General features: G+C 52.9%; 20 protein-coding genes. 7 read left to right on the top strand and 13 right to left on the bottom strand.

Annotated features, from left to right (window positions below; genetic code table 11):
• Positions 1-93: 93 nt before the first annotated feature.
• The 5 genes from msrB to malQ form a co-directional block, all read right to left on the bottom strand.
• Positions 94-480 carry a peptide-methionine (R)-S-oxide reductase MsrB gene (gene msrB, locus LJ739_RS04130; RefSeq protein WP_229159421.1) on the bottom strand — a complete coding sequence of 129 codons (387 nt, stop codon included), beginning with the start codon at positions 478-480 and terminating at the stop codon, positions 94-96.
• Positions 481-579: 99 nt separating this feature from the next.
• Complete coding sequence (gene gndA, locus LJ739_RS04125) at positions 580-2,112, bottom strand: NADP-dependent phosphogluconate dehydrogenase (protein ID WP_229157327.1); 1,533 nt, start codon at positions 2,110-2,112, stop codon at positions 580-582.
• A gap of 58 nt (positions 2,113-2,170) precedes the next feature.
• On the bottom strand, positions 2,171-4,240 hold the full coding sequence (gene glgX, locus LJ739_RS04120; protein ID WP_324254894.1) for a glycogen debranching protein GlgX: 2,070 nt from the start codon (positions 4,238-4,240) through the stop codon (positions 2,171-2,173).
• Positions 4,237-6,426: a 1,4-alpha-glucan branching protein GlgB gene (gene glgB / locus LJ739_RS04115; RefSeq protein WP_229157326.1), complete on the bottom strand. Its 2,190-nt coding sequence runs from the start codon at positions 6,424-6,426 to the stop codon at positions 4,237-4,239. Before glgB ends, glgX begins: the two co-directional genes overlap by 4 nt.
• 38 nt (positions 6,427-6,464) lie before the next feature.
• Complete coding sequence (malQ, locus tag LJ739_RS04110; protein WP_229157325.1) at positions 6,465-8,666, bottom strand: 4-alpha-glucanotransferase; 2,202 nt, start codon at positions 8,664-8,666, stop codon at positions 6,465-6,467.
• A 232-nt stretch (positions 8,667-8,898) separates the two neighbouring features.
• Here malQ and gap point away from each other — a divergent pair, with 232 nt between their 5' ends.
• Together gap and LJ739_RS04100 are read left to right on the top strand one after the other, a co-directional pair.
• A complete protein-coding gene (gap, locus tag LJ739_RS04105; protein ID WP_229157324.1) occupies positions 8,899-9,894 on the top strand; it encodes a type I glyceraldehyde-3-phosphate dehydrogenase in 996 nt (331 codons plus the stop codon).
• 66 nt (positions 9,895-9,960) lie between these two features.
• Entirely contained in the window at positions 9,961-10,794 is an 834-nt protein-coding gene (locus tag LJ739_RS04100; protein ID WP_229157323.1) for a D-hexose-6-phosphate mutarotase, read from the top strand.
• 61 nt (positions 10,795-10,855) lie between these two features.
• Here LJ739_RS04100 and LJ739_RS04095 read toward each other — a convergent pair whose 3' ends face one another.
• From LJ739_RS04095 to zwf, 5 genes are read right to left on the bottom strand one after another with little or no spacing between them, the layout of a single operon-like run.
• Complete coding sequence (locus LJ739_RS04095) at positions 10,856-11,506, bottom strand: bifunctional 4-hydroxy-2-oxoglutarate aldolase/2-dehydro-3-deoxy-phosphogluconate aldolase (RefSeq protein ID WP_229157322.1); 651 nt, start codon at positions 11,504-11,506, stop codon at positions 10,856-10,858.
• 5 nt (positions 11,507-11,511) lie between these two features.
• Positions 11,512-12,465: a glucokinase gene (locus LJ739_RS04090; RefSeq protein ID WP_229157321.1), complete on the bottom strand. Its 954-nt coding sequence runs from the start codon at positions 12,463-12,465 to the stop codon at positions 11,512-11,514.
• Positions 12,455-14,290, bottom strand: coding sequence for a phosphogluconate dehydratase (edd, locus tag LJ739_RS04085; protein ID WP_229157320.1), 1,836 nt, complete (start codon positions 14,288-14,290; stop codon positions 12,455-12,457). Before edd ends, LJ739_RS04090 begins: the two co-directional genes overlap by 11 nt.
• 8 nt (positions 14,291-14,298) lie before the next feature.
• Positions 14,299-14,991 carry a 6-phosphogluconolactonase gene (gene pgl / locus LJ739_RS04080; RefSeq protein ID WP_229157319.1) on the bottom strand — a complete coding sequence of 231 codons (693 nt, stop codon included), beginning with the start codon at positions 14,989-14,991 and terminating at the stop codon, positions 14,299-14,301.
• On the bottom strand, positions 14,991-16,481 hold the full coding sequence (gene zwf / locus LJ739_RS04075) for a glucose-6-phosphate dehydrogenase (protein ID WP_229157318.1): 1,491 nt from the start codon (positions 16,479-16,481) through the stop codon (positions 14,991-14,993). Before zwf ends, pgl begins: the two co-directional genes overlap by 1 nt.
• Positions 16,482-16,768: 287 nt before the next feature.
• Between zwf and LJ739_RS04070 the strand changes: the two genes are divergently transcribed.
• A complete protein-coding gene (locus tag LJ739_RS04070; RefSeq protein WP_229157317.1) occupies positions 16,769-17,620 on the top strand; it encodes a MurR/RpiR family transcriptional regulator in 852 nt (283 codons plus the stop codon).
• A 162-nt stretch (positions 17,621-17,782) separates the two neighbouring features.
• On the top strand, positions 17,783-19,219 hold the full coding sequence (pyk, locus tag LJ739_RS04065) for a pyruvate kinase (protein ID WP_229157316.1): 1,437 nt from the start codon (positions 17,783-17,785) through the stop codon (positions 19,217-19,219).
• Positions 19,220-19,339: 120 nt separating this feature from the next.
• Here pyk and LJ739_RS04060 read toward each other — a convergent pair whose 3' ends face one another.
• Together LJ739_RS04060 and LJ739_RS04055 are read right to left on the bottom strand one after the other, a co-directional pair.
• A complete protein-coding gene (locus LJ739_RS04060; protein ID WP_229157315.1) occupies positions 19,340-19,891 on the bottom strand; it encodes an NAD(P)H nitroreductase in 552 nt (183 codons plus the stop codon).
• A 55-nt stretch (positions 19,892-19,946) separates the two neighbouring features.
• Positions 19,947-20,567, bottom strand: a complete 621-nt coding sequence (locus LJ739_RS04055; protein ID WP_229157314.1) for an HvfX family Cu-binding RiPP maturation protein — start codon at positions 20,565-20,567, stop codon at positions 19,947-19,949.
• Between the two features lie 62 nt (positions 20,568-20,629).
• On the opposite strand from LJ739_RS04055, the gene LJ739_RS04050 reads away from it, so the two are divergent.
• The 3 genes from LJ739_RS04050 to LJ739_RS04040 all read left to right on the top strand — a co-directional run bounded on the left by LJ739_RS04050 (position 20,630) and on the right by LJ739_RS04040 (position 23,338).
• A complete protein-coding gene (locus LJ739_RS04050) occupies positions 20,630-20,827 on the top strand; it encodes a hypothetical protein (protein WP_229157313.1) in 198 nt (65 codons plus the stop codon).
• Positions 20,828-20,931: 104 nt separating this feature from the next.
• Entirely contained in the window at positions 20,932-22,788 is a 1,857-nt protein-coding gene (gene sppA, locus LJ739_RS04045) for a signal peptide peptidase SppA (RefSeq protein WP_229157312.1), read from the top strand.
• A 64-nt stretch (positions 22,789-22,852) separates the two neighbouring features.
• Complete coding sequence (locus LJ739_RS04040) at positions 22,853-23,338, top strand: SprT family zinc-dependent metalloprotease (protein ID WP_229157311.1); 486 nt, start codon at positions 22,853-22,855, stop codon at positions 23,336-23,338.
• Positions 23,339-23,373: 35 nt separating this feature from the next.
• On the opposite strand, the gene yfbV is transcribed toward LJ739_RS04040, so the two are convergent.
• Positions 23,374-23,826: a terminus macrodomain insulation protein YfbV gene (yfbV, locus tag LJ739_RS04035; RefSeq protein WP_229157310.1), complete on the bottom strand. Its 453-nt coding sequence runs from the start codon at positions 23,824-23,826 to the stop codon at positions 23,374-23,376.
• Between the last annotated feature and the right edge of the window lie 121 nt (positions 23,827-23,947).

The following is a 23,947-nucleotide window of genomic DNA, read 5'->3' as shown; positions in this document are numbered from 1 at the left end:
TTACAGGGGTCTAAACGCAAAAATCTGTAACTTCATTTCAAACAAAAAAAGCAAAAAAAGTCATTTTTTAGCTGTAAAGCCTACAAAACAGACCTAGGGCGTATTTTCAAAGGTCAACGACACGGAATTCACACAGAATCGCTGCCCTGTGGGTGCAGGACCGTCCTCGAACACATGCCCCAGATGCGCATCACAGTGTTTACACAGGATTTCCGTGCGTTCCATGCCATGACTGTTATCCGGTTGAAACACCACATTATTGGCAGCCGCCTGGGCAAAGAAAGACGGCCAGCCACACCCGGCATCAAACTTGGTGTCGCTGTCAAACAAGTGTGCACCACAGCATTTGCAACAATAGCGCCCTTTGCTTGTGGTGTGCAGGAGTTCACCGCTACCGGGGTATTCCGTGCCCTTCTGGCGGCAGACGCGAAATTCCTCATCACTGAGCCGTTCCCGCCATTGTTGTTCCGTCAGTTTCATCATTCGCTCAACCTGTTCCACGTGATGGGTTGAGTCTGGCAGAAGCGCATTAAAAAAGCGACCCGGGGGCCGCTTTAAAAAGGTGGTAACGTGCAATGATCAGCGTTTGATTTTCACTTCCGGTCGTCCTGGCTGACTCCACTCAGTATGGAATTTTTTGCCCGCCGGCTGATCGACCCGCTCGTAGGTGTGGGCACCGAAATAATCCCGTTGTCCTTGCAGCAAGCTGGCCGGTAACACGTCGGCCCGGTAAGAATCATAGTAATTCAGTGCCGACGACATGGCGGCACAGGGGATACCCAGCATGGTTGCGCGGGCAATTGCCTGACGCCAATGTTGTTGCAATTGTGCGATTTGCCGGGCAAAGAATGGGTCTAACAGCAGGTTTTCGAGTTTGTCATCGTTCTCGTAAGCCTGGGTAATGCTTTGCAGGAAGACCGCGCGGATAATACAACCTGCGCGCCAGATTTTGGCAATTTCTGCAAAATCCAGTGACCAGCCCTGCTCTTTCGATGCCATCGCCATCAACTGGAAGCCTTGTGCATAGGCGCAGATCTTGGAGCAGTACAGGGCATCTTCCAACTGGTTGATGGCATCCTCTCGCTCACTGTCGCTGACCGCCTGCTTGGCCGGACCGGTCAACAGGGTTGCTGCTTTGACCCGTTCGGATTTGAGGCTTGAGATACTGCGGGCAAACACCGCCTGGGCGATGGTTTGCGCCGGACTACCCACCTGCAGTGCACTGACTGCAGTCCACAACCCGGTGCCCTTCTGACCCGCCTTATCGAGGATCACATCCACCAGCGGCTTGCCGGTCTGCGCATCGGTCTGCTCCAGCACTTCGGCACTGATCTCCATCAGGTAGCTGTTGAGCTTGCCATCGTTCCAGCGACGAAAGGTCGCCGCAATGTCAGCCGGGCTCATGGCCAAGCCGTCACGCATGATTTGATAAGCTTCACAGATCAACTGCATGTCGGCATATTCAATGCCGTTGTGCACCATCTTGACGTAGTGCCCCGAGCCCACCGGACCGATGTAAGTGGCACAAGGCTCCCCTTCAGTGACCGGTTTGCCGGGCACATGGGATTCGATGGGCAATCCGGTTTGCGGATCGACCTTGGCCGCAATGGCCTGCATGACAGGCTCAATACGCGTCCAGGCATACGGGTCGCCGGAAGGCATCAGCGACGGCCCGAAACGGGCGCCAACTTCGCCACCGGACACCGCGGTGGAGAAGAAGATGAACTTGCCTTTATAGTTTGCTTCCCGCTCAACCGAGTCAGTCCACAAGCTGTTACCGGTATCCACCACAATGTCATCGGCATTGATGCCTGCATCGATCAACAGGTGACACACATGGTCGACCGGTTCACCCGCAGGAACAGATAAAATGATCAGATGAGGGGCTTTAAGCTTGGACAACAGTTCGGTGTAAGAACGACACGGCACGACGCGAGGTGTGCCCTGACCGTGCTCTTCCCGATCCTGGGCGATGATGGCATCAATCTTGTCTTTGTCGAGGTCGAAACACGCTATCCTGTATCCATTGTCTGCCAGATTGAGGACCAGGTTCTTGCCCATCACCCCCAAACCAATGAAACCAATGTCGCACAATGCTTCGTTGCTCGTCATTTGCCATCTCGCTGTCTGCAATTGAAAGTCGGGCGCGATTATACACGCTCAGTGACGATTAACCAGTCACCCGACGAAAAACACTCACACTCCGGTACGCCTGCAGGAAAACCTCACTGACTTTGATTGACGGTTGCAGTGAAACCTTGGCGTAGCGGGTATCCAGATACAGTTCCCACCCATCCGGCGTGTCCTGCGGCAAGTGAAAACGTACGTCCTGATCAAAGGCATTAAAGATGATAAACCAGTGCTCATCGGCAGCGTCTGCAGTGCCAAGGATTTCCACCGCAAAGGCCTGATTATCGGGGTCCTGCCAGTCTTCCCGCCCCTTGGTAGCGCCGTCAGGCCGATACCAACGAATATGTGCAACGTTGCAATCATGGGTGTAGCAATCATCTGCCAACGACATGTGGTGCAACAACTTGCTGGCGCGCCGCAAACCGATCACTTGCTGACAGAAGGTCAGGAAATCCGATTGACGCTCGTTTAACGTCCAGTTTAGCCAACTGATCTCATTGTCCTGACAATAGGCGTTGTTGTTGCCCTGCTGGCTGCGACTCAGCTCATCCCCCCCCAGTACATGGGGGATCCCCTGCGACAACATCAGGGTAACAAACAGATTACGCTTTTGCTTTTCACGCAACACCAGCGTGCCATGATGCTGGGTAGGGCCCTCTTCTCCGTAATTGTCCGACACGTTGTGACTATGACCGTCGCGATTCTGCTCCAAATTGGCCTCATTGTGACGCTCCCGGTAACTGACCAGATCCTGCAAGGTAAAGCCATCGTGATAAGTCACGTTGTTGACGGAACTGTGAATACTGCGGTTGCCTTTTGGAAAAATGTCCCGTGAACCCAGCAGTCGGGTGGCAAAATCCCCCACCAGACCTTTATCTCCGCGCCAGAAACCGCGCACCGTATCCCGGTATTTGTCGTTACATTCGACCCAATTGGACGGAAATTGCCCCAACCGGTAACCGCCATGTCCAATGTCCCAGGGCTCTGCGATCAGTTTAACCCGCTGTAACACCGGGTCTTGTCTGAGGGTACGGAAAAAACCGGCCATGTTGGAAAATTCATACGGATCCCGTCCGAGACTGGCGGCCAAATCAAAACGAAAGCCATCGACGCCCATGTCCGTCACCCAGTATCTCAGGGCATCCATCACCAGCTTTAGCACGTAGGGTGCAGCGGTGTTTACACTGTTGCCGCAGCCAGAGTTATTCAGGTAATTGTGGAAGTTGACCACCCCGTATTCGCTGCGCTCAAACAGATAAAATGACGTGTTGTCGAAGCCTTTGAACGACAACATCGGTCCGTCCCGACCTCCTTCGGCGGTATGATTGAATACCACATCCAGAATCACCTCCAGGCCCGCGCCATGCAGTACATCAACCATCTGGCGGAATTCGGCGACCGGATCATCAATCGCATAACGGGGATCTGGACTGAAAAAGTTCACCGGGTTGTAGCCCCAGTAGTTGGTCAGGCCTTTTTCGGTAATGTAAGGTTCGGGCATAAACGCCATCACAGGCATCAACTGAATGCTGGTGATACCCAGTGACGCCAGGTGGGCGATAACCGACGCATGACAAACGCCGAGGTATTTGCCCCGCAAAGGCTCTGGAATATCCGGGTGTAGCGCAGTAAGTCCTTTGACATGGGCTTCATACAACACCGTATCGGCCAGTTCAATCTCGGGTTTGGGGTGTTGAAAAAACGCCGGTTCAACAGGCAGGATGCGCGCCTTTGCCATCATGAACTGACTGTCACCCTGGTATTGACGCCGGCTCCACACCTGGGGGCGGTTGAGGCATTTGGCGTACGGATCGATAAGCAGCTTTTCGGGATCAAATATCAAGCCCATTTCAGCGAGCTGTTTACCAAAGGTTCGGTAGCCGTACAACTGACCGGCTTGAATCCCTTCCACATGGGCATGCCAGATTTTGCCGGTCTTGGCGATCAGCGATACCCGATGTAAGTGTTCTTCGGTATCAGCATGAAAAATGTCAAGCACCACATCATCGGCATCCGGACAATGGACCGCAAAATTACACCCGGTAGCAGTCAGCGTTGCCCCCATCGGATGGGGACGACCCGCGGTGACGGTTAAGCCGGTCTGATTCACTCAGCGCCCTCATACACCAGTAATAATGTCGCCAGCGGCGGTAAATCAAACACGATAGAATGCTCGCGGTGATTCCAGCCCTGCGGTTGACTGACACATTCGCTGACCACCGGGTAACCACTGCCCCAGTATTTTTTATCATCGGTGTTTAACAGCAAGCGATAACGTCCGGGCAAATTCACGCCCATGCGGAAACCATCTCGGGGCACAGGGGTAAAATTACAGATACCATAGACCATCTGCTCACCCTGCTGGCTTTTGCGCAGCATCGACACAATACTCTGTTCGGCATTGCCATGATCAACCCACTCAAACCCGTGAATGTCATGATCCAGTTGGTGCAGAGCCGGGTATTGGCGATACAGGTGATTTAAATCACGGTACAGGTGCTGAATACCGGCGTGTTTTTCAAACGTCAGCAAATGCCAGTTCACCGAACTGTCATGGTTCCACTCGTTGGCCTGGCCGATTTCGTTGCCCATAAAGTTCAGCTTCTTGCCGGGATGAAGGTACATAAAACCCGCGTAAGCCCTTAGGTTAGCGGCCTGTTGCCACTCATCACCGGGCATTTTTCTGAGCAATGACCCCTTACCATGTACCACTTCATCGTGGGAAATCGGCAACACAAAGTTCTCGTCAAAGGCATATACCATGGAAAAGGTCATTTCACCGTGGTGATAGCGCCGATAAGACGGATCCTTAGAGATGTAATGCAGAGAATCGTGCATCCAACCCATGTTCCACTTAAAGCCAAAGCCCAGACCACCTTCAAACACCGGCCGGGAAACCTTGGGAAATGAGGTAGACTCTTCGGCAATGGTCATGGCCAGCGGAAACTTGCTATACACTTCCTGATTCATCCACTGCAGCAGGCTGATGGCTTCGTAATTTTCGTTGCCACCATCGACGTTCGGGATCCATTCGCCGTCCTTACGTGAATAGTCCAGATATAGCATCGATGCTACGGCGTCGACCCGCAAGCCATCGATGTGGAATTTTTCCAGCCAAAACAGGGCATTGGCGACCAGAAACTGACGCACGGTGTCCTTGCCAAAATCGTAAATACAAGAATTCCAGTCCGGGTGCCAGCCCTTGCGCGGATCGGCATATTCATACACATGGGTGCCATCAAACCGTGCAAGTCCATGCCCATCTTCCGGAAAATGCGCAGGAACCCAATCAATGATCACGCCAATCCCCTGTTGATGGCACTGGTCAACGAAGTATTTGAAATCATCCGGGTCGCCGAAGCGACTGGTGGGTGAAAACAGCCCGACCGGTTGATAGCCCCAGGAGCCGTCGAACGGAAACTCCGACACCGGCAACACTTCAATGTGGGTGTAGCCCATGTCAACCACATACTCCACCAACTCTTTGGCCAAAGTACGGTAACTAAGGTACTGAGTAGGATCATCACCCGGACGTTTCCACGATCCAAGGTGAACTTCATAAATGCTCATGGGTTGATGGTATTTATCGTCCCGCTGACGGGTCATCCACGCCGTGTCCTGCCACTCATACTGTTCATGGTCAAACACCACTGAGGTGTGTGACGGGTATTGTTCAGCGTAAAAACCGACCGGGTCGGCCTTGTGGGGAAGTTGATTGCCGTCTGCGTCTTTGATCTGGTACTTGTACTTCATGCCGGCATGAATATCCGGCACCACCAGCACCCAGTAACCAAGATCGGTTTTCTGCATCGGATGGCTGCTACCATCCCAGTAATTAAAGTCTCCCAACAGCGACACGGCACTGGCATTCGGTGCATAAACGGCAAAACGGGTGGCTTGTAGCGGCGCACTGAGGCCAACATCCAGTTCCACCAACTGCGCACCCAGTTGTCGATAGACATTTTCCGGTGCGTGATCGACAAAATGCACGGCGTGATAGGCCTGTTGTTGGAACTGGTAAGGGTCGATCAGCTCGTATTCGTTTTCTTCGTTTACAATCTGCAGGCCGTACACAGTCCCTTCAGTCAGGCCTTTTACCTGGCCCGAAAACAAGAAACTGTCATCCACGCAAGATAACGCGGCCAGTGTATTTCCACTGGCAACATCAAACACTGCCACCGAGGTTGCATGAGGAACCCATGCGGTTACCGTTGCAATTCCATTGTCGAAGCACGGTCCCAATTGCGAAAACGGGTACGTGCAGGCAGCCTGCGCTAATTGTTGCGATAACACCATGGGTTCACCTTTGTCGCCGGAGGGTTAACCCTCCGCTGTCACGATTCGCTTGCCTGTTGACGCAAACGGGTCAATTGTTCAGCCAGTTCATTCAACGCCGGATCGGCAAAAATGGCCTCCAATGGACGGGTCAGTTTGCGTTTCCAGTTTGGATATTCATTGAACGTACCAGGAACATTAACAGGCTTGTCCATTTCTAGCCAATCTTCCAATTGTAGACTGAGTAATGCACTTGAACCTGTTGCCATGTGCTTTTGCATACCAAAATTAAGCGCCTGGTTCATTCCCTGTTGCTCGACCTGTCGGCCAATCCAGTCAGGGATCGACGCATGTCCGTGCAGGGTATCGAGGATCTGTTGCTTGTTGTCGTGTCGACTGGTGTACAGGGTAGACAGGATTTCGTCGGTGGGATACAAACCCAGCTCCTTGCCCAACTCCAAATCAAGGCAATGCCAGTAACCCAATAACGTAGGCATGTCATGGGTGGTAAGGGTCGACATGGACTGCACCGGATAATGACCCGGCGAGAAAAAGCCACCGTCCTCGGCCTGTTCGAAGAAGAACACCCGATAGGAATACACACCATTGGCTGCCAGTTTGTCCCGGATCTCGTCAGGCACAGTGCCCAAATCCTCACCAATCACCAGGCTTTGGTGACGATGACTTTCCAATGCCAAAATGCCCAGCAAATCATCCACCGGATAGTAGACATAACCGCCCTGCTTGGCGGTATCGCCTTTAACAACCCACCACAAACGCAGTAATGCCATCACGTGGTCAATACGCAACGCACCGGTTGCGCGCATATTGGACGAAAACAGATCGATGATCGGCTGATACGCTTGCTCATACAGCTTTTTCGGATCCATCGGCGGCAATCCCCAATTCTGCCCCAAGGGTCCCAGCACGTCAGGTGGCGCGCCCACGCTCGCCTCGGTGCAATACAAATCGCGATTACCCCAGATTTCGGCACTCCCTTCACTGACGCCGACGGCCAGGTCCCGGTACAGGCCAATCACCATATTGTGCTCATGAGCGACACTGTTGGCCGCTTCCAGTTGCTGGGCAGCCTGCCACTGCAGCCACTGGAAAAATTTGACCCGCTTGGCATGGGACTTTTTAAACGCCGCCACCTTGGGTTGATGGAATTCTTCATAGGCCTTGGGAAACACAGGCCAACCCCAGTTGGGCTTGCCCTGCTCAGCCAGGTGCTCTTGCAACGCATCATATACCGCCAGTGTTTCAAGGCTTTCCCCCCCCTCGGCAACGAACGCCTTAAAGGCTTTATTCTGGCGGGTATTTTTGCTCAGGAAGCGGCTGTTCTGAACCTCAAACACCTGATTCAACGCTTTCAGCTTAAGACGGGTAACCGCATCATAATCCACATAATCGACGTCTCTGGCGTGTTGCAGTGTGGCCTGGAACTCGCTGTCATTGACCAGCGACTGCACCGACGGATCGTCATACCCTTCAATGCCGGTGACGTCAATGTAGATGAAGTTCAACCATCGACGAGAGCTGGGGCCATAAGGACTGCAGGCACCAGGATTGGCGGGGTACAGTGCATGAATAGGGTTCAAGCCGACGAAGTGAGCTCCCCGGGTAGCGGCCTGTTTCAGCAATGCCGCCAGGTCAGAAAAATCACCAACCCCCCAATTATTTGCACTGCGCAAGCAATAAAGCTGCACACTCAGGCCCCACAACTTGCCGCCCTGCTGAATCGCGTCAGGGTGATAACAGCTGTGTGGCGCCATGACCAGGCGCATGTGCGCCAGTTCGTCATCCCCGCTGGCAACCAGGCGCACCGAGTGGTAGCCCAGCGGTAATGCTGCATTGAGCTTGATCAGATACTCCTGAAATTCAACATCATCGATATGCTGAACGCCAATCAACTCACCATCGGCAGGCGTGAAAGGCTGTTTGATGGTGTTGCTGCCCTCTACATCAATCGCAAGCTCATAGTCGTCTGTGACCAATTCAATCGGTAAACGGACAGTGATGAACACCTCTTCATCTTCACGGTTTACCTGTACAGGATTAAGGGGAGACAGCCAGGCTTCGCGGATTTCCTGGTCGAGCTTTGCCTGCAACGCCGCGTCGTCATCAACGGGATACCCCATCGCGGCAAGAAGCTTGTCTTTGCTGGCGGGATTAATTGTCGCCGGCTTGCCCCAGGCGTCAATATAATTGGACTCAATGCCGCGCAACTCGACCAGCTTATCCTTGAGAGAAGAAGTCATTCGAATACGTGTCCTGTAATTATTGGCTAAACTTATCGGTCTACCATTATCCGTCAAATTGTTAATTTTTCGTTATTGAATACGTTTGCATTCAATGGGTCATTTTTCGACCACCGCCAATTTGGTGGTAATTTTATAACATATTAGTCGTATTTCTTTGCGTTGAGGGGTGTTTTGATCCATAATTTCTGTAATTTAATTTCACTTTTGACAAAACGTTAAGGATTCTCACATGGCGATTAGAGTAGGTATCAACGGCTTCGGCCGCATTGGACGCTTCGTTTTTCGCGCCGCCTCTGAGCGCAACGACATTGAGATTGTGGCCATCAACGATTTGCTGGATGCAGACTACATGGCGTACATGCTCAAGTATGACTCTACCCATGGAAAGTTCAATGGTTCGGTCGAGGTTATCGACGGAACGTTGGTTGTGAACGGTAAATCGATCCGTGTAACGGCTGAGCGGGACCCTGCCAACTTGCGTTGGAATGAACTGGACGTGGATGTGGTGGTCGAGTCAACCGGGTTATTCCTGACCGACGAAACTGCCCGCAAACACATTCAGGCCGGCGCCAAGAAAGTGGTCATGTCCGCGCCGTCCAAAGACGAAACCCCTATGTTCGTGATGGGCGTGAACCACACCACCTACGAAGGGCAAGACATCGTCTCTAATGCCTCGTGTACGACCAATTGCCTGGCGCCCCTTGCCAAGGTGTTGCATGACACCTTTGGCATCGTTGATGGCCTGATGACCACCGTACACGCCACCACCGCTACACAGAAAACCGTAGACGGTCCGTCTGCCAAAGATTGGCGCGGTGGTCGTGGCGCGTCACAAAACATCATTCCGTCCTCAACCGGTGCGGCAAAAGCGGTCGGCAAGGTTATCCCTGCCCTGAACGGTAAACTGACCGGGATGGCATTTCGCGTTCCTACCGCCAACGTTTCGGTGGTTGACCTGACCGTCAACCTGGCAAAACCAGCCACCTATGAACAGATTTGTCAGGCCATGAAACAAGCCTCGGAGGGCGAGCTCAGTGGTATTCTCGGCTACACCGAAGACCCGGTGGTCAGTACCGATTTTAACGGTGACCCCCGCACGTCTGTGTTTGATGCAGGAGCGGGTATAGCGCTGACCGATACCTTCGTAAAAGTGGTATCCTGGTACGATAACGAAATCGGTTATTCCAACAAGGTGCTGGACCTGGTTGCGCATATCAGCCAATAGCCCCACCCCATGTTGTAAGGCGACTTCGGTCGCCTTTTTTGTTCCCGTCCAGCGAGGAGGCTTGTCATGCAAACATCCCACACCATTACCGCCCGCGATGACGTCGATATCCTGTCGATTGACAATCAATATGCCAGCGCGCGCATTGCGTTGTTTGGTGCCCATGTGATCAGTTTCGTGCCCAAAAAGGATGGCCGGGAACGACTATGGCTCAGCGATTGTGCCCGGTTTGACGGCAAAACCGCCATTCGTGGTGGCATTCCTGTGTGCTGGCCATGGTTTGCCGCCCACCCTGACAACCCGGACCTGCCTTCACACGGTTTTTTGCGCAATCAACAATGGCATGTTGACAGTATCAGTGAGACAGCGGAATCAACCACGGTACGTCTACTCCCTGGTGACGTGAACGGTCCCGGCTTCCATCATGCGGTGGAGGTGACGTTGGTGGTGGACATCGGCAAACAATTAACCGTTTCCCTGATAACCCACAACCGCGACAATGAAGCCATTTTAATCGGCGGCGCTCTGCACAGCTACCTGGCCATCAATGACATCGACTCAGTCACCATCGACGGTATCGAGGGTCCCTATAGCGACAAAGTGAGCGGGCTTGTTCAACAGGACTCTCCGCGTCCCTATCAGATATCGGGCGAAGTCGATCGTATACACACATCGCCTGTTCCAGCGGTCACGGTAACCAGCGCCGGAGAGATTACGCACCTCCATCAATCGGGCCATAACAGCGTCGTTGTTTGGAACCCCTGGGTGGAGAAAAGCCGAACCATGACTGACATGCCAGACGATGGCTACAGACAGATGCTGTGCGTTGAGGCGGCAATAGCCCCTATGTTGTCTCTGCCCGCCGGGGAAAATCTGGTGTTGTCGCAGCGCATAGGCTAAAGGTTGTTGTCGAAAAGAAAAAGCCGGTCATTGACCGGCTTTTTTAGTGTCTGATTCAATACTAGTTCAGCGTACTGGCACCCTGCACCGCCTGTTTGGCAAGCTCGGTAATGCGATCCCAATCACCGGCTTCCACCGCGTCATCCGGTGCCAGCCAGGAACCGCCGGCGCAACGGACGTTGCTCAACGCCAGGTAATCCAGGTAATTGTTCGGACCGATACCGCCGGTAGGACAAAACACCACATCGGGGAACGGACCACCGATGGACTTGATCGCTTTAATACCGCCAGAGGCTTCTGCCGGGAAGAATTTGAAATGGGTATAGCCCAGATCAATCCCTTTCATCAATTCTGAAATGGACGAAATGCCTGGAATTAGGGCGATTGAAGCATCATTACCTGCTTTGAGCAGCTCAGTCGTCATTCCTGGGCTGATCGCGAATAACGCACCGGCGTCCTGCACTTCTTTCAATTGGGCCTCGTTGGTTACCGTACCTGCGCCGATCAGCGCTTCTGGCACTTCTTTCGCAATGGCACGTATAGCATCCAATGCCGCCGGGGTGCGTAATGTGACTTCCAGTACCCGTATGCCACCGGCGATCAGCGCCTTGGCCAGTGGAACCGCATGTGCCACGTCCTTGATCACCAATACCGGGACCACTGGACCTGCATTGAAGACGTCCTGTGAAGACACTTTCCAGTTTTTAGTCATATTCATTAACCTTTGTGGTTCTGATCCAGATACGCTGCTGCGCCGAGCAAACCGTGATCAGGCTCAGTGATAATAAACGTGGGGATCGAGGCCACGTAATCCTTAAAACGTCCTTTGGCTTCGAAGCGCTGACGAAAATCGCTGTTGGCGAGGTATTCAACGAAACGGGGAACAATGCCACCACCGATGTAAACGCCACCTGCGGTACCCAGATTCAGCGCCAGATTGCCTGCAAAACTGCCCAGAATCCGACAGAACTGGGCCAGGGTCTTTTCGCACAACGGACATTCGCCACTGAGCGCCCGCGGCGTGATATCGGCAGGATCGGAATACTTCGCTTCAACACCGGCATCGGCCGCCAATGCCTGATAAATGTGCACTAATCCGCGCCCGGACAGCACTTCTTCGGCCGACACATGACCCAGCACCCTGTGCAGGAATTGCCAAACCACCAGGTCGTTTTCATCCTGAGGCGCAAAATCCACATGCCCGCCTTCACCGTCCAGCGCTTTCCAGCCCTGCTCGGTCCAGGTCAGATGGTCCACACCCAGGCCCGTACCGGGTCCGCACACCGCGATATTGGCTTCGGGCTTTACTTGCCCCCCACCAATTTGAACTTTCTGGCTATCAGCCAGTACCGGTAATGAATGCGCTACCGAGGTGAAATCATTGATCACGGCCAGATACTCCAGGCCGAGGTTGGACTTCAGTTGTGCAACCGAAAACGCCCAGAAATGATTGGTCATTTTCACCCAGTCACCGGGCACCGGACAGGCAATCGCCACACACCCAGCACTAAAAGTGGTGTCCGGAAACTCAGCAAAGTAGGTTTGAATAGCCGAATCGATGGTGGGGTAATTGTCACACAGGTACTTGCGAATATTGTGCAACGTACCGTCAACAATGGTCGCCAGACGGATATTAGTACCGCCGACGTCCGCAACAAACCTAGTCGACATTTTCCTGCTCCTGATCAACGAACAATGAGCAGGCTCCTTCTTCGGCGCCCGTCAACGTGCTGCGCATGCCGGCGAACATTTCCCGGCCCATCCCGATCTGGTGGTGACCAATGTCGGCCACTTTGGCTTCGCGGCGAGCCAGCTCTTCAACATCCACCAACAGTTGCAGATCGCCGGTTTCAGTGTTCAGCTCTATCAGGTCACCGTCTTGCACCTTGGCCAACAGTCCACCTTTGTAGGCTTCCGGCGTGACGTGAATGGCCGCCGGCACTTTGCCGCTGGCACCAGACATTCGTCCGTCAGTGACCAATGCGACCTTGTAGCCTTTGTCCTGCAATACACCCAGCGGTGGCGTCAGGCGGTGCAATTCCGGCATCCCAATAGCGGCAGGTCCCTGGAAACGAACCACCACCACACAGTCTTTATTGAGATCACCGGCGTTAAACGCGGCATCCAGTTCAAACTGATCTTCAAACACCACAGCAGGCGCTTTGATACGGCAATGGGTTTCACGCAACGCGGAGGTTTTCATCACCGCCCGTCCCAGATTACCGCTCAGCACGGACAACCCGCCATCGGGCTTGAACGGCTTGGCGACACTGGCCAATACCTCTGTATCATGGGAACTAACCGGACCGTCCCGCCACACCAGTTCACCGTCCTCAAGGCGCGGTTCCTGGGTGTAACGCTCAAGTCCGGGGCCACAAATGGTGTTCACATCATTGTGTAGCAGCCCGCCATCCAACAGCTCTTTGAACAGCAATGCCATGCCACCCGCTGCGACAAAATGGTTGATATCCGCCGAGCCATTGGGGTAGATACGGGTCAACAACGGTACCGCATTGGAGATGTCAGAAAAGTCATCCCAGGTAATGTGATAGCCGGCCGCCCGAGCGACGGCGACCAGATGCATGGTATGGTTGGTCGAGCCTCCGGTAGCCAACAAGGCAACCAGGCCATTGACGATTGCCTTGGCATCGACAATGTGTCCGATTGGCATGTAGTTGTCACCCAGATCGGTCAGGCGGGTCACCTGACGTGCGGCGGCTTTGGTTAGCGCGTCACGCAATGGGGTTCCCGGGTTCACAAACGAAGACCCAGGCAAATGCAATCCCATCACTTCAACCACGAGTTGGTTGGAGTTGGCGGTGCCGTAGAAAGTACAGGTACCCGCACTGTGGTAGCTTTTCGACTCTGCTTCCAGCAGCTCTTCACGGCCAACCTTCCCTTCCGCGAAAGCCTGACGCACACGGGCTTTTTCTTTATTCGGTATACCGGATGGCATGGGGCCGGCCGGCACAAATACGGTCGGCAAATGACCGAAACTCAGTGATCCAATCAGTAATCCGGGAACGATTTTGTCGCAAATTCCCAGCATCAACGCACCGTCAAACATGTTATGCGACAGGCCCACCGCAGTGGACATGGCTATCACATCACGGCTCATCAGACTCAGGTCCATACCGGGATTACCTTGTGTAACACCGTCACACATGGCCGGTACGCCACCCGCAAACTGGGCCACACTGCCAACCTCGGCCACCGCCTGTTTCAGAATGGCAGGGTATGCTTCATAAGGTTGATGCGCTGACAGCATGTCATTGTAAGATGACACAATGGCAATGTTTGCCTTGGTCATACTGCGGAGATCAGACTTGTCCTGTGGATTACAGGCTGCAAACCCGTGGGCCAGGTTACCGCACGACAATACGCCGCGATGGGGTCCGTCTCTGCGCGCCTTATCAATTTTGTTCAGATAGGCGGCCCGCGACTGACGACTACGCTCAATAATGCGTTCGGTAACTTCTTGGATCAGTGCGTTCATTTATCCTCCTAAGGTGCCCACATTAAATCGACGTCTGCGTGTTGCAGAACGGCACGAATGGGCATTTCGTTGACATCGTCAGACGCCATCGCCTGTTCAACCACCTGACGTTTTTTATCACCGGTCAGGTGCAGAAAAATGTGTTTACTGTTGAGCAAAGCGGGTAGCGTCAGCGACATTCGCTGATGGGGTGCGTTCCCGGGGGTTACTGCAATGCATGTGCGTCCGGAGTCGCAATCCAGACCGTCCGCCAATTGCGCTGAGCAGGGAAACAGTGACGCTGTATGGCCGTCTTCTCCCATGCCGAGGATCAATACATCAAAAGGCTGTTGCATAGCAGCGATGCGCTGTTCGCACTCACTGACACCATCGCTGGCATCTTCGGCCGATGTCTTTAGCGGCACAAAATTGGCGTTGGCAGCGCGACCGACTAACAGGTGTTCGCGCACCAGCTTTTCATTGCTGGCCTCGTGGTTGTTATCGACCCAACGCTCGTCAGCCAGAGTCACATCCACCTTATCCCAGGCCAGAGGTTGTTCAGACAACGCGGCAAACAGGGGTACCGGGGTGCGACCGCCAGACACCACCAGACTGGCGCGACCATGTTGCTCAATTCCGTCTTGCAGGATATCCACGATGCGTTTGCAAATATCGGCGTTCAGCGACGCGGCTGTGTCGAAAATATGCTGATGAACGGTCATTATTTCTTTCCTATCTTACTTTCATACCAGGCTCGGTCTTCCCGGGCCAACATCGCGATGGAGGCTACGGGCCCCCACGTTCCCGCCTGATAAGGTTCAGGCTCATCGTTTGTGCTTTCCCAGGCGGCAAAAATGCCGTCCACCCATTTCCACGCTGCTTCCACTTCATCGCGACGCACAAACAGGGCCTGATTACCGATCATGACTTCCAGCAACAGTTTTTCATACGCATCGGCAATGCGATCGTCTTTAAAGGCTTCCGAGAAGCTCAGGTTCAACTTTGATTTTTGTAAATCCATCGCTTTGGAGCCGGTCAGGCCCGGCACCTTATTCATCACGGTGACCTCAACCCCTTCATCGGGCTGCAAACGAATGGTCAACTTGTTGGGTGGGAGTTGCGGGAAACTTTCCTGGAACAGGTTGTGTGGTTGACGTTTAAAGTAAATCACCACTTCACTGACCTTACTCGGCATCCGCTTACCGGTACGCAGGTAAAACGGCACGCCGGCCCAGCGCCAGTTGTCGAGTTCCACTTTCAGCGCAACAAAACTTTCTGTGGTCGAGCGGGTATTGGCCCCCTCTTCTTCCAGATAACCGGGCACTTCCTGACCTTTGACAAAACCGGCAGTGTATTGACCACGAACGGTATTTGCCTGCACGTTACTTGCGTTGATCGGGCGTAGCGCCTTCAATACTTTCAGCTTTTCATCTCGAATGCTGTCCGCATCCAATGTCGTTGGCGGCTCCATGGCAATCAGGGTCAAAATTTGCAGTAAGTGGTTTTGCACCATGTCACGCATCTGACCGGCTTCATCAAAGTAACCCCAGCGGCCTTCGATCCCCACCGATTCAGCCACCGAAATTTGCACATGATCAATACAATTATGGTCCCAGTTGGTGGCAAAAATTGAATTGGCAAACCGCAGAGCAACGAGGTTAAGTACCGTTTCTTTACCCAGGTAGTGATCGATGCGATAAATTTGCTTTTCTTCGAAAAATTCCGCCACCTGATCATTGATAACTCGGGAAGACGCCAGGTCGTGACCGATGGGTTTCTCCAACACCACCCGCACGCTGGGGTCAATCACACCGGCCGCATTTAGGCCGCGACAAATATCCCCGTAAATGGACGGCGGTGTGGCCAGGTAGCACACCATGGTGCGGCTGCTGTCAACGTGCTCTTTAAAGGCGTTGTAGGCCTTTTCGTTTTTCATGTCGACCTGTACGTAATCCAATCGCGCACTGAAACGTGCCCAAGCTTCTTCGCACAGTGGAGAGCCACTGAAAGTTTCGATGTTCTTCTTCGCCAGAGCAACATAATCTTCCACTGACATGTCATCGCGGGCTACACCAATGATGTGGGTGTCCTGGTGGATGAGATCAGCTTTTTCCAGTTGATAGAGCGCTGGCAACAATTTTCGGCGCGCCAGATCGCCTTTGGTTCCAAAAAGTACAAAATCGCAGGGCTCGAAAGAATTTTCCAACACCATATGTAATTAACCTGTAATCTGTGTAAACGAAGGGTCACTTTGTAAAATCTTACGCATTTTTAGCTGGGTCTTTGCGATGTATAGGCGTAAACTAGCACTAAATGTAGTAATTTTACAACTTATTAGCGGAATTTTTACCAACTCACTGGGTCATTTATTGCCTCATCGGAGGACAAAAAGCTGGTTTTTTTGTCAAAAAGTTACAACAATTGTACCCAGTCCGCGGTTGACAGTGTTACTGTAGCCGCAAAGCATATGACAATTATAAGTAAGATTCATTGGCGCGTATGAATATTCTCGAAAAAATCACCCAGAGCAAGGCAGCCTTCAGTAAGTCTGAACGTAAGGTTGCGGAAGTCATTTTGGCCAATCCCCAGACCGCAATTCACAGCAGTATTGCCACTCTGGCGAAGATGTCCGATGTCAGCGAACCCACAGTGAACCGGTTTTGTCGGCGCCTGGATACCAAAGGCTATCCGGATTTTAAACTGCACCTTGCACAGAGCCTCGCCAATGGAACCCCGTATGTAAACCGACATGTTGAAGAAACCGATGGACCGGAGGAGTACACCAAGAAGATCTTTGAATCGACCATGGCATCGCTGGAAGTGGCCCGCCAATCCATCGATATCAATGTGGTCAACCGCGTAGTGGATTTGCTCACTCAGGCGCAGAAGATTTCATTCTTCGGATTGGGCGCTTCAGCTTCCGTTGCTCATGACGCATTGAATAAGTTTTTCCGCTTCAATGTACCGGTGGTCTATTTCGAAGACGTGTTGATGCAACGCATGAGCTGTATGAACTGCTCTGAAGATGACGTTGTGGTACTGATTTCTCATACCGGTCGGACCAAAAGTCTGGTTGAAATTGCCCAAATAGCCCGCGCCAACGATGCCACAGTGGTCGGGATAACCTCCAAAAACAGTCCATTGGCGCGGGAATGCAACCTGGTGTTGTCGCTCGAAGTGCCTGAGGATACTGATATGTACATGCCAATGGCATCGCGCATCGCTCAGCTGACCCTGATCGACATTCTGGCAACTGGGTTTACCCTGCGCCGGGGCGGCAAGTTCCGCGAGAACCTGAAGCGGGTTAAAGATACGCTGCGTGGTTCTCGTTTCGAAAAACGTACTGACTAGCACGGCAAGTTGCAAAACGATCAAAAAGGGCCAACGGCTCTTTTTTTGTTAAAAAATTTCACATTTACCGGAATCGGCACTACAATTCCTGTAATAAAATTACATTAATTTGCGCGATGGTAGTATTCTCTCCATCCATGACAGACAACGAGCAACGTTAACATGTTAAGACGAACCAAAATTCTCGCCACCCTTGGCCCAGCAACTGACACCGAAGAGCGTATAGAGGCGATCCTCGCCGCAGGTGCGAATGTGGTCCGGATGAACTTTTCACACGGCACTGCCGAAGACCACATTCAGCGCGCCAAACGGGTTCGCGCTTGTGCGGCTAAGTTGGGCAAATACGTAGCCATCCTCGGTGATCTGCAAGGACCAAAAATACGGGTCGCGAAGTTCAAACAAGGCGCGGTGAATCTGGAAATTGGTGCAGACTTTATTCTCGATGCCTCGTTGCCCGGTGATGCTGGCGATCAGCAACAGGTGGGCATTGATTACAAAGACCTGCCCAAAGACGTCGGCAACGGCGACATTTTGTTGCTCGATGACGGCCGCATTCAATTGCAGGTCACTCGGGTGGACGGCGAAAAGGTGTACACCAAAGTGACGGTGGGCGGTAAGCTGTCAAACAACAAGGGCATCAATCGTCTCGGTGGCGGACTATCGGCCGAGGCACTGACGGAAAAAGATAAGCAAGACATCAAAACAGCGGCCGAAATCGGCGTCGATTACCTTGCCGTTTCATTCCCTCGCTGTGGCGATGATCTGCGCTATGCCAGAGATTTGGCGCAGGCTGCAGGCTGTAATGCAATGATTTGCGCCAAAGTCGAGCGGGCTGAAGCCGTTGCCACCGACGAAGCCATGGATGATGTCATCAGCGCCTCCGATGCCGTGATGGTTGCCCGTGGGGATCTGGGCGTGGAAATCGGTGACGCAGAACTGGTGGGTGTGCAGAAAAAGCTGATCGCCCGTTCCCGTCAGCTCAACAAAGTGGTGATCACTGCAACCCAGATGATGGAATCGATGATTAGCAGTCCAATGCCGACCCGCGCCGAAGTCATGGATGTGGCCAACGCCGTTCTGGACGGTACAGATGCGGTGATGTTGTCAGCCGAAACCGCGGCAGGCGATTACCCGGTTGAAACGGTACAAGCCATGGCGAGAGTCTGTGAAGGGGCGGAAACCCACCCCAGCGTCAAATTGTCCAAACATCGCATTGATGAAACCTTCGCCTCCGTCAGTGAAAGCATCGCATTATCAGCGGTCTATGCAGCAAACCACCTGAGCAGCGTCAAAGCCATTGTGGCACTGACCGAAAGCGGCAATACACCGAAGCTGGTTTCACGCATTACCACCTCTCTGCCGATTTATGCCCTGTCACGACACGACGCCTCCCTCAATGCGATGGCGTTGTTTCGGGGGGTCAAACCGGTGTACTTTGACTCTACCGGTAGCGAGCCCGGTCAGTTAAAACAAGACGTGATTGACGTGCTGACCAGCAAAGGCCTGCTGCAAAGCGGTGACGAGTTTGTGATGACCTACGGCGACGAAATGGAAACTGTCGGTTCGACCAACGCGTTAAAAATTGTGCGGGTCCCCTAGTCTCTGACGGACGTAAAACAAAAAAAGCCACCTTACAGGTGGCTTTTTTTTGTGCCTAACTGAACGGGCTGTGGCTTGTTTTCCAGTCCACCTGGCCACTCTAGTTGCATATTCTATGGGTTATTGCCAAAACGAAACAAAATCGGCGATATTCCGGGCAGGCTTTGCCGAGGTTTCATATTCCGCCGTACCCAGATACAGGAAACCGACGATTTCGTCTTCGTCGCGTAGGTCAAACGCGGCCTTGACCAGGGGATCCCTGGCATAGGGCCCGGTGCGCCAAATGCCTGCATATCCCTGCGCAAGTGCCGCGAGCTGCATCGCGTGCACCCCACAAGCGGCAGAAGCAACCTGCTCAACCCAAGGCACCTTCTGATGCTCTGTGTAGGAACTGATCGCGACGATCACCATGGGTGCTCGCAATGGCAAGGTAGGCGCCCGAGAAATATCTCGCTCAGTGTAGTCCCCTTGCTGCGCCGCCTGCGCATAAACCTCACCCAATCGGGTCAGACCTTCGCCTCGGCACACCACGTAACGCCACGGCGTCAGCATCCCATGGTCAGGAGCACGTAGGGCCGCCTGCAGTATGTTTTCCAGCGCTTCACCTTCCGGTGCGGGCGCAACCAGACGGGGTTGAGAGTGACGGTTCAATAACAGCGACAGAGCATCCATGGCGTTCCTCCTACAAAGGTTGAAACCATCAGTGTTGGGATACCAGTAGGAGAAATCAAGGGCGCGGCTGACGATTGGCCCATTCAACCACCCAATGATCAACACTGGTATAGCGCCCTGCCCCGCTGAACAACAGCATCAGCAGCATCACAAAATACGTAGCGGCAAACTCAATACCGTTTTTGAGCACGGTAATGGGGCCTGCCTGGGTCAACCAATCATAGTTGCCATATTCCTGCAGCAAGCTACGCGCCGCCTCTTTACGCTCATTGGCTTGTTCTATCAGATCCATGCGCCACTCCCACGGTACTGTGAGCTGGGTTTCTGGTAACGCATGCCATCCGTATTGCCAGTGCGCGGTCCAGGCAGCAACCGCCATGGTTGCCATTAAGGGCAAGGTGACAATGCGGGTAGCAATACCAAACAGCAACAACCAGCCCCCAATCAACTCCGTACCACCGGCCAGCGCGGCCATCAGTTCAGGAAATGGCAGCCCCAACCCCCAATCAGGATTCCCAAACCAGGCAGCGGTGTCCTCGAATGCGGTCAGCTTACCGTAGCCAGCCTGGATAAAAATCGGCGCAAGATAAATCCGCAACAACAACGGCCCGATGCCCTCTATCTTGCGAATGCTTTCCCACACCGACTGACTTTGACGTACCACTGATAACAACATGAATCACCCTCGTTGAATTGCTACACTGTGAGTAAGGATAGGCCAACGAACTGAAATCTTTCATGACAGATGGTTCTGGGGCAGACAAACGCTCATCAGCGTTGCATAAACTGTACGCCCGCCAACAGCCCAAACTCAACACAACACAGCGACATTCCGCGTTGCTGAAAACCTTTGCCGATGACGATTACCGCGCCATCGCAGCCCTGCTGGCGCGATGGATAGATGAAAGCTCACGTAAACCGCCAAAACCCCGCTAAGCATCACCAACAATCACATTTAATTACATTTGCACTCTGGTGATCCTGGCAAAAATCATTACGATAGCCTGTGAAAAAGTCTAATCAGTATGCGAGAGAGTAGTATGGCATCGGAAAAGAACTGGACCAAAGGGCTGTTTATCGGTCTTTGGACTGTACTGAATTTCTGCCGAAAAGTGTTTTTTAACATTGTTTTCATCGTCATTGTTGTCGGCCTTGTGATCGTTATCAGCAGTGATAACGGCAAAATTACCGTACCGTCAGATTCAGCCCTGGTGCTCGACCTGCACGGTGAATTGGTCATTGAGGAACGCCGCGTCGATCCGTTTGAAGGGTTTATGCAGGAAGCCTTCGGTCAGAAGGAAGAACATCCGGAAGTGTTGTTACGGGATGTTGTTTTCGCCATCGAGAATGCCCAGCATGATAAGCGTATCAAAGCCTTAGTTCTGGATGTGCAAGGTCTGCAAAGGGCCGGAATGGACAAGCTACAACAGATCGCTGCTGCGCTGGATACGTTCAAAACCAGTGGCAAGCCGGTTTACGCCATTGGCGATGTGTATACCCAGAGCCAGTATTTTCTCGCTGCCCATGCCGATCATGTGTACCTCAATCCAATGGGGTTCATGTTGATGGAAGGCTACGGCCGCTATCGCATGTATTTCAAGTCAGCATTGGAAAAACTCAAAGCAACCACACACGTGTTTAAGGTCGGAACCTATAAATCTGCCATTGAGCCCTTCATTCGCGACGATATGTCAGAGCCTGCCCGCCAAGCCAACCAAGCATGGCTAGACAGCTTGTGGGGTCAATACAAGCAGAGCGTCGCTCAGGCCCGGGGCTTTGCGCCAGAGAACTTTGATGACACCGTCGATGACTTTATGGCCAAGTTCCGTGAAGCGGATGGCGATTTTGCCCAATACGCATTGGACAACGGCTGGGTGGATGCCCTGAAAACCCGTGAACAGGTGCGTGACGAACTGATCGCGCTGTTGGGCAAAGACGACTCACGTCGCGGCTATACCAACATTTCTTACGAAAACTACTTGCACGTTATCAAACCGCCCTTTGCACTGGGCAACGATATGCAGAAAGTGGGCATTGTAGTAGCCAAAGGCGAAATCCTGGACGGCGAGCAAAAGCCAGGCACCATTGGTGGTGACAGCACTGCCCGCTTGCTGCGAAAAGCGCGTATGGACAACAACGTCAAGGCGGTCGTCCTGTACGTTGATTCGCCCGGCGGCAGCGCGTTTGCGTCAGAGGTGATCCGACAGGAAGTTGCCCAGTTGCAAGCCGCCGGTAAGCCTGTCGTTGCTGCGATGAGCACCTATGCGGCCTCTGGCGGATACTGGATTTCTGCCAGCGCGGATAAAATCATCGCGGCCCCCACCACCATCACCGGCTCTATCGGTGTGTTTGGTATGTTCATGACCTTTGAAAACAGTCTGGCGCACCTGGGTATCCATACCGATGGCGTGGGTACGACTGAATTCGCTGGCCTAGGCGCTACACGCCCGTTGGATGATAAGGTGGGTCAAATGATCCAACTCAGCGTTGAAAACGTCTATGATCAATTCCTTGAACTGGTCTCTACAGCACGGGATATTCCCAAGCAGGATGTAGACAGTATCGCCCAAGGTCGGGTCTGGATCGGTGAAAAAGCCCTGGAGCTTGGTTTGGTCGATGAGCTGGGTTACCTGGATGACGCCGTCAGCGCAGCAGCTGAACTGGCCAACCTGGAAAAGTATGATACCCAGTACGTTGAACATTCGTTGTCGGCCCAAGAGCGCTTCTGGCAGGATGTGTTCGGTCAGGCCAGCGCCATGACCGGCAAAGTTGCCTTTGCGGATTCAGATCAGCAACTGATCAAAATGATCAACCGTGTGATGTCCGAATTTGGTGTTTTGCAACGGCTAAACGACCCCCGTGGCACCTACGTTTACTGCCTGGAATGTACGTTCTGAGCAGCTTGTTAGCGTTTCAAAAAGCCACGCTCAGCGTGGCTTTTTTATGAACTCATTTAGACCAATGACACAAACACTCCAACTTCGAGCCCAGCGGCGACTGAACAAATGTATTGCAGAAGCGCAAACGCAACTGCCCTTTTCAATTGACGTGCCGACTTTGCTGTTTAATCAACGGGGTAAAATTGCCGGCAGTGCCCATTTGTCGCGCAATGAAATACGCCTTAATCCGATTTTACTGGCGGACAATATCGAAGCCTTCGAACACACGGTGATCCCCCATGAGCTTTGCCATATTCTGGTCTACCAGCAGCATGGACGCGTCAAGCCCCACGGCAAAGAATGGCAGACACTGATGAGAGGATTGTTTGGTTTGCCGCCCAAGGTCACCCATGGTTTCGACACCCGGCGTGTAGAAGGTCGAACGTTTTTGTATCAATGCGCCTGTGGACCGGTGAGACTGACGGTGCGACGACACAACAAGGTGGCACGCAACCAGTTACGGTACGTATGCAAGACCTGTGGTGACGCGCTCACAAGGCAGAACTGACAGCACAATCGCTATTTGATAGCGATCCGATTAACTTAGAACCACTGGCGGGTAAATACCCGGTCTAATTCATCGAAGGCCGTCTTCAGTAAGCGGGCGAGTTCCATATAGCGCAATTTACTGTCAGACCCACTATGGCCGACAAAGCACCCTTCACTGCGCATTTTCTGCTGCACTTCAAAATACCAACGCCGCATGGAAGGCGGTAACGCCTGATTGGCGCGATGCCCCAGCCACAACACGCCCTGCAGCGGAATACTGAGAAACACCGCCATGACCGTTAATATCTGAGGGATCGCATCCGCCCCATTGGCTTGATAAAGCAACATGCTGCACACCACCGCCGCCGGTGGCATCACCATATTGGCGAAACGGGTCGCCTTGATGACTTTGCACTCAGGAAAAAGGCTATACAGTTCCTTCTGCATGGGCCAGGTACGCATGTATTGCTGACCGCTTTTAAGCAAGGTTGTGACAGACATGGACATAACTACAGGAACCCCATGGTGGCGGCAAATGCCGAACAGTCATTTAAGGGTAACGCGAATCGGCAAACTTCGCCAAAACCAAATGTTATAGAAAAGATAAAAACGCCCACAAATTGAATAT

Source organism: Fluctibacter halophilus (assembly GCF_020687825.1).
In the GTDB taxonomy this organism is placed as follows: domain Bacteria; phylum Pseudomonadota; class Gammaproteobacteria; order Enterobacterales; family Alteromonadaceae; genus Fluctibacter; species Fluctibacter halophilus.
This window is presented reverse-complemented; position numbering and strand designations above follow the sequence as displayed.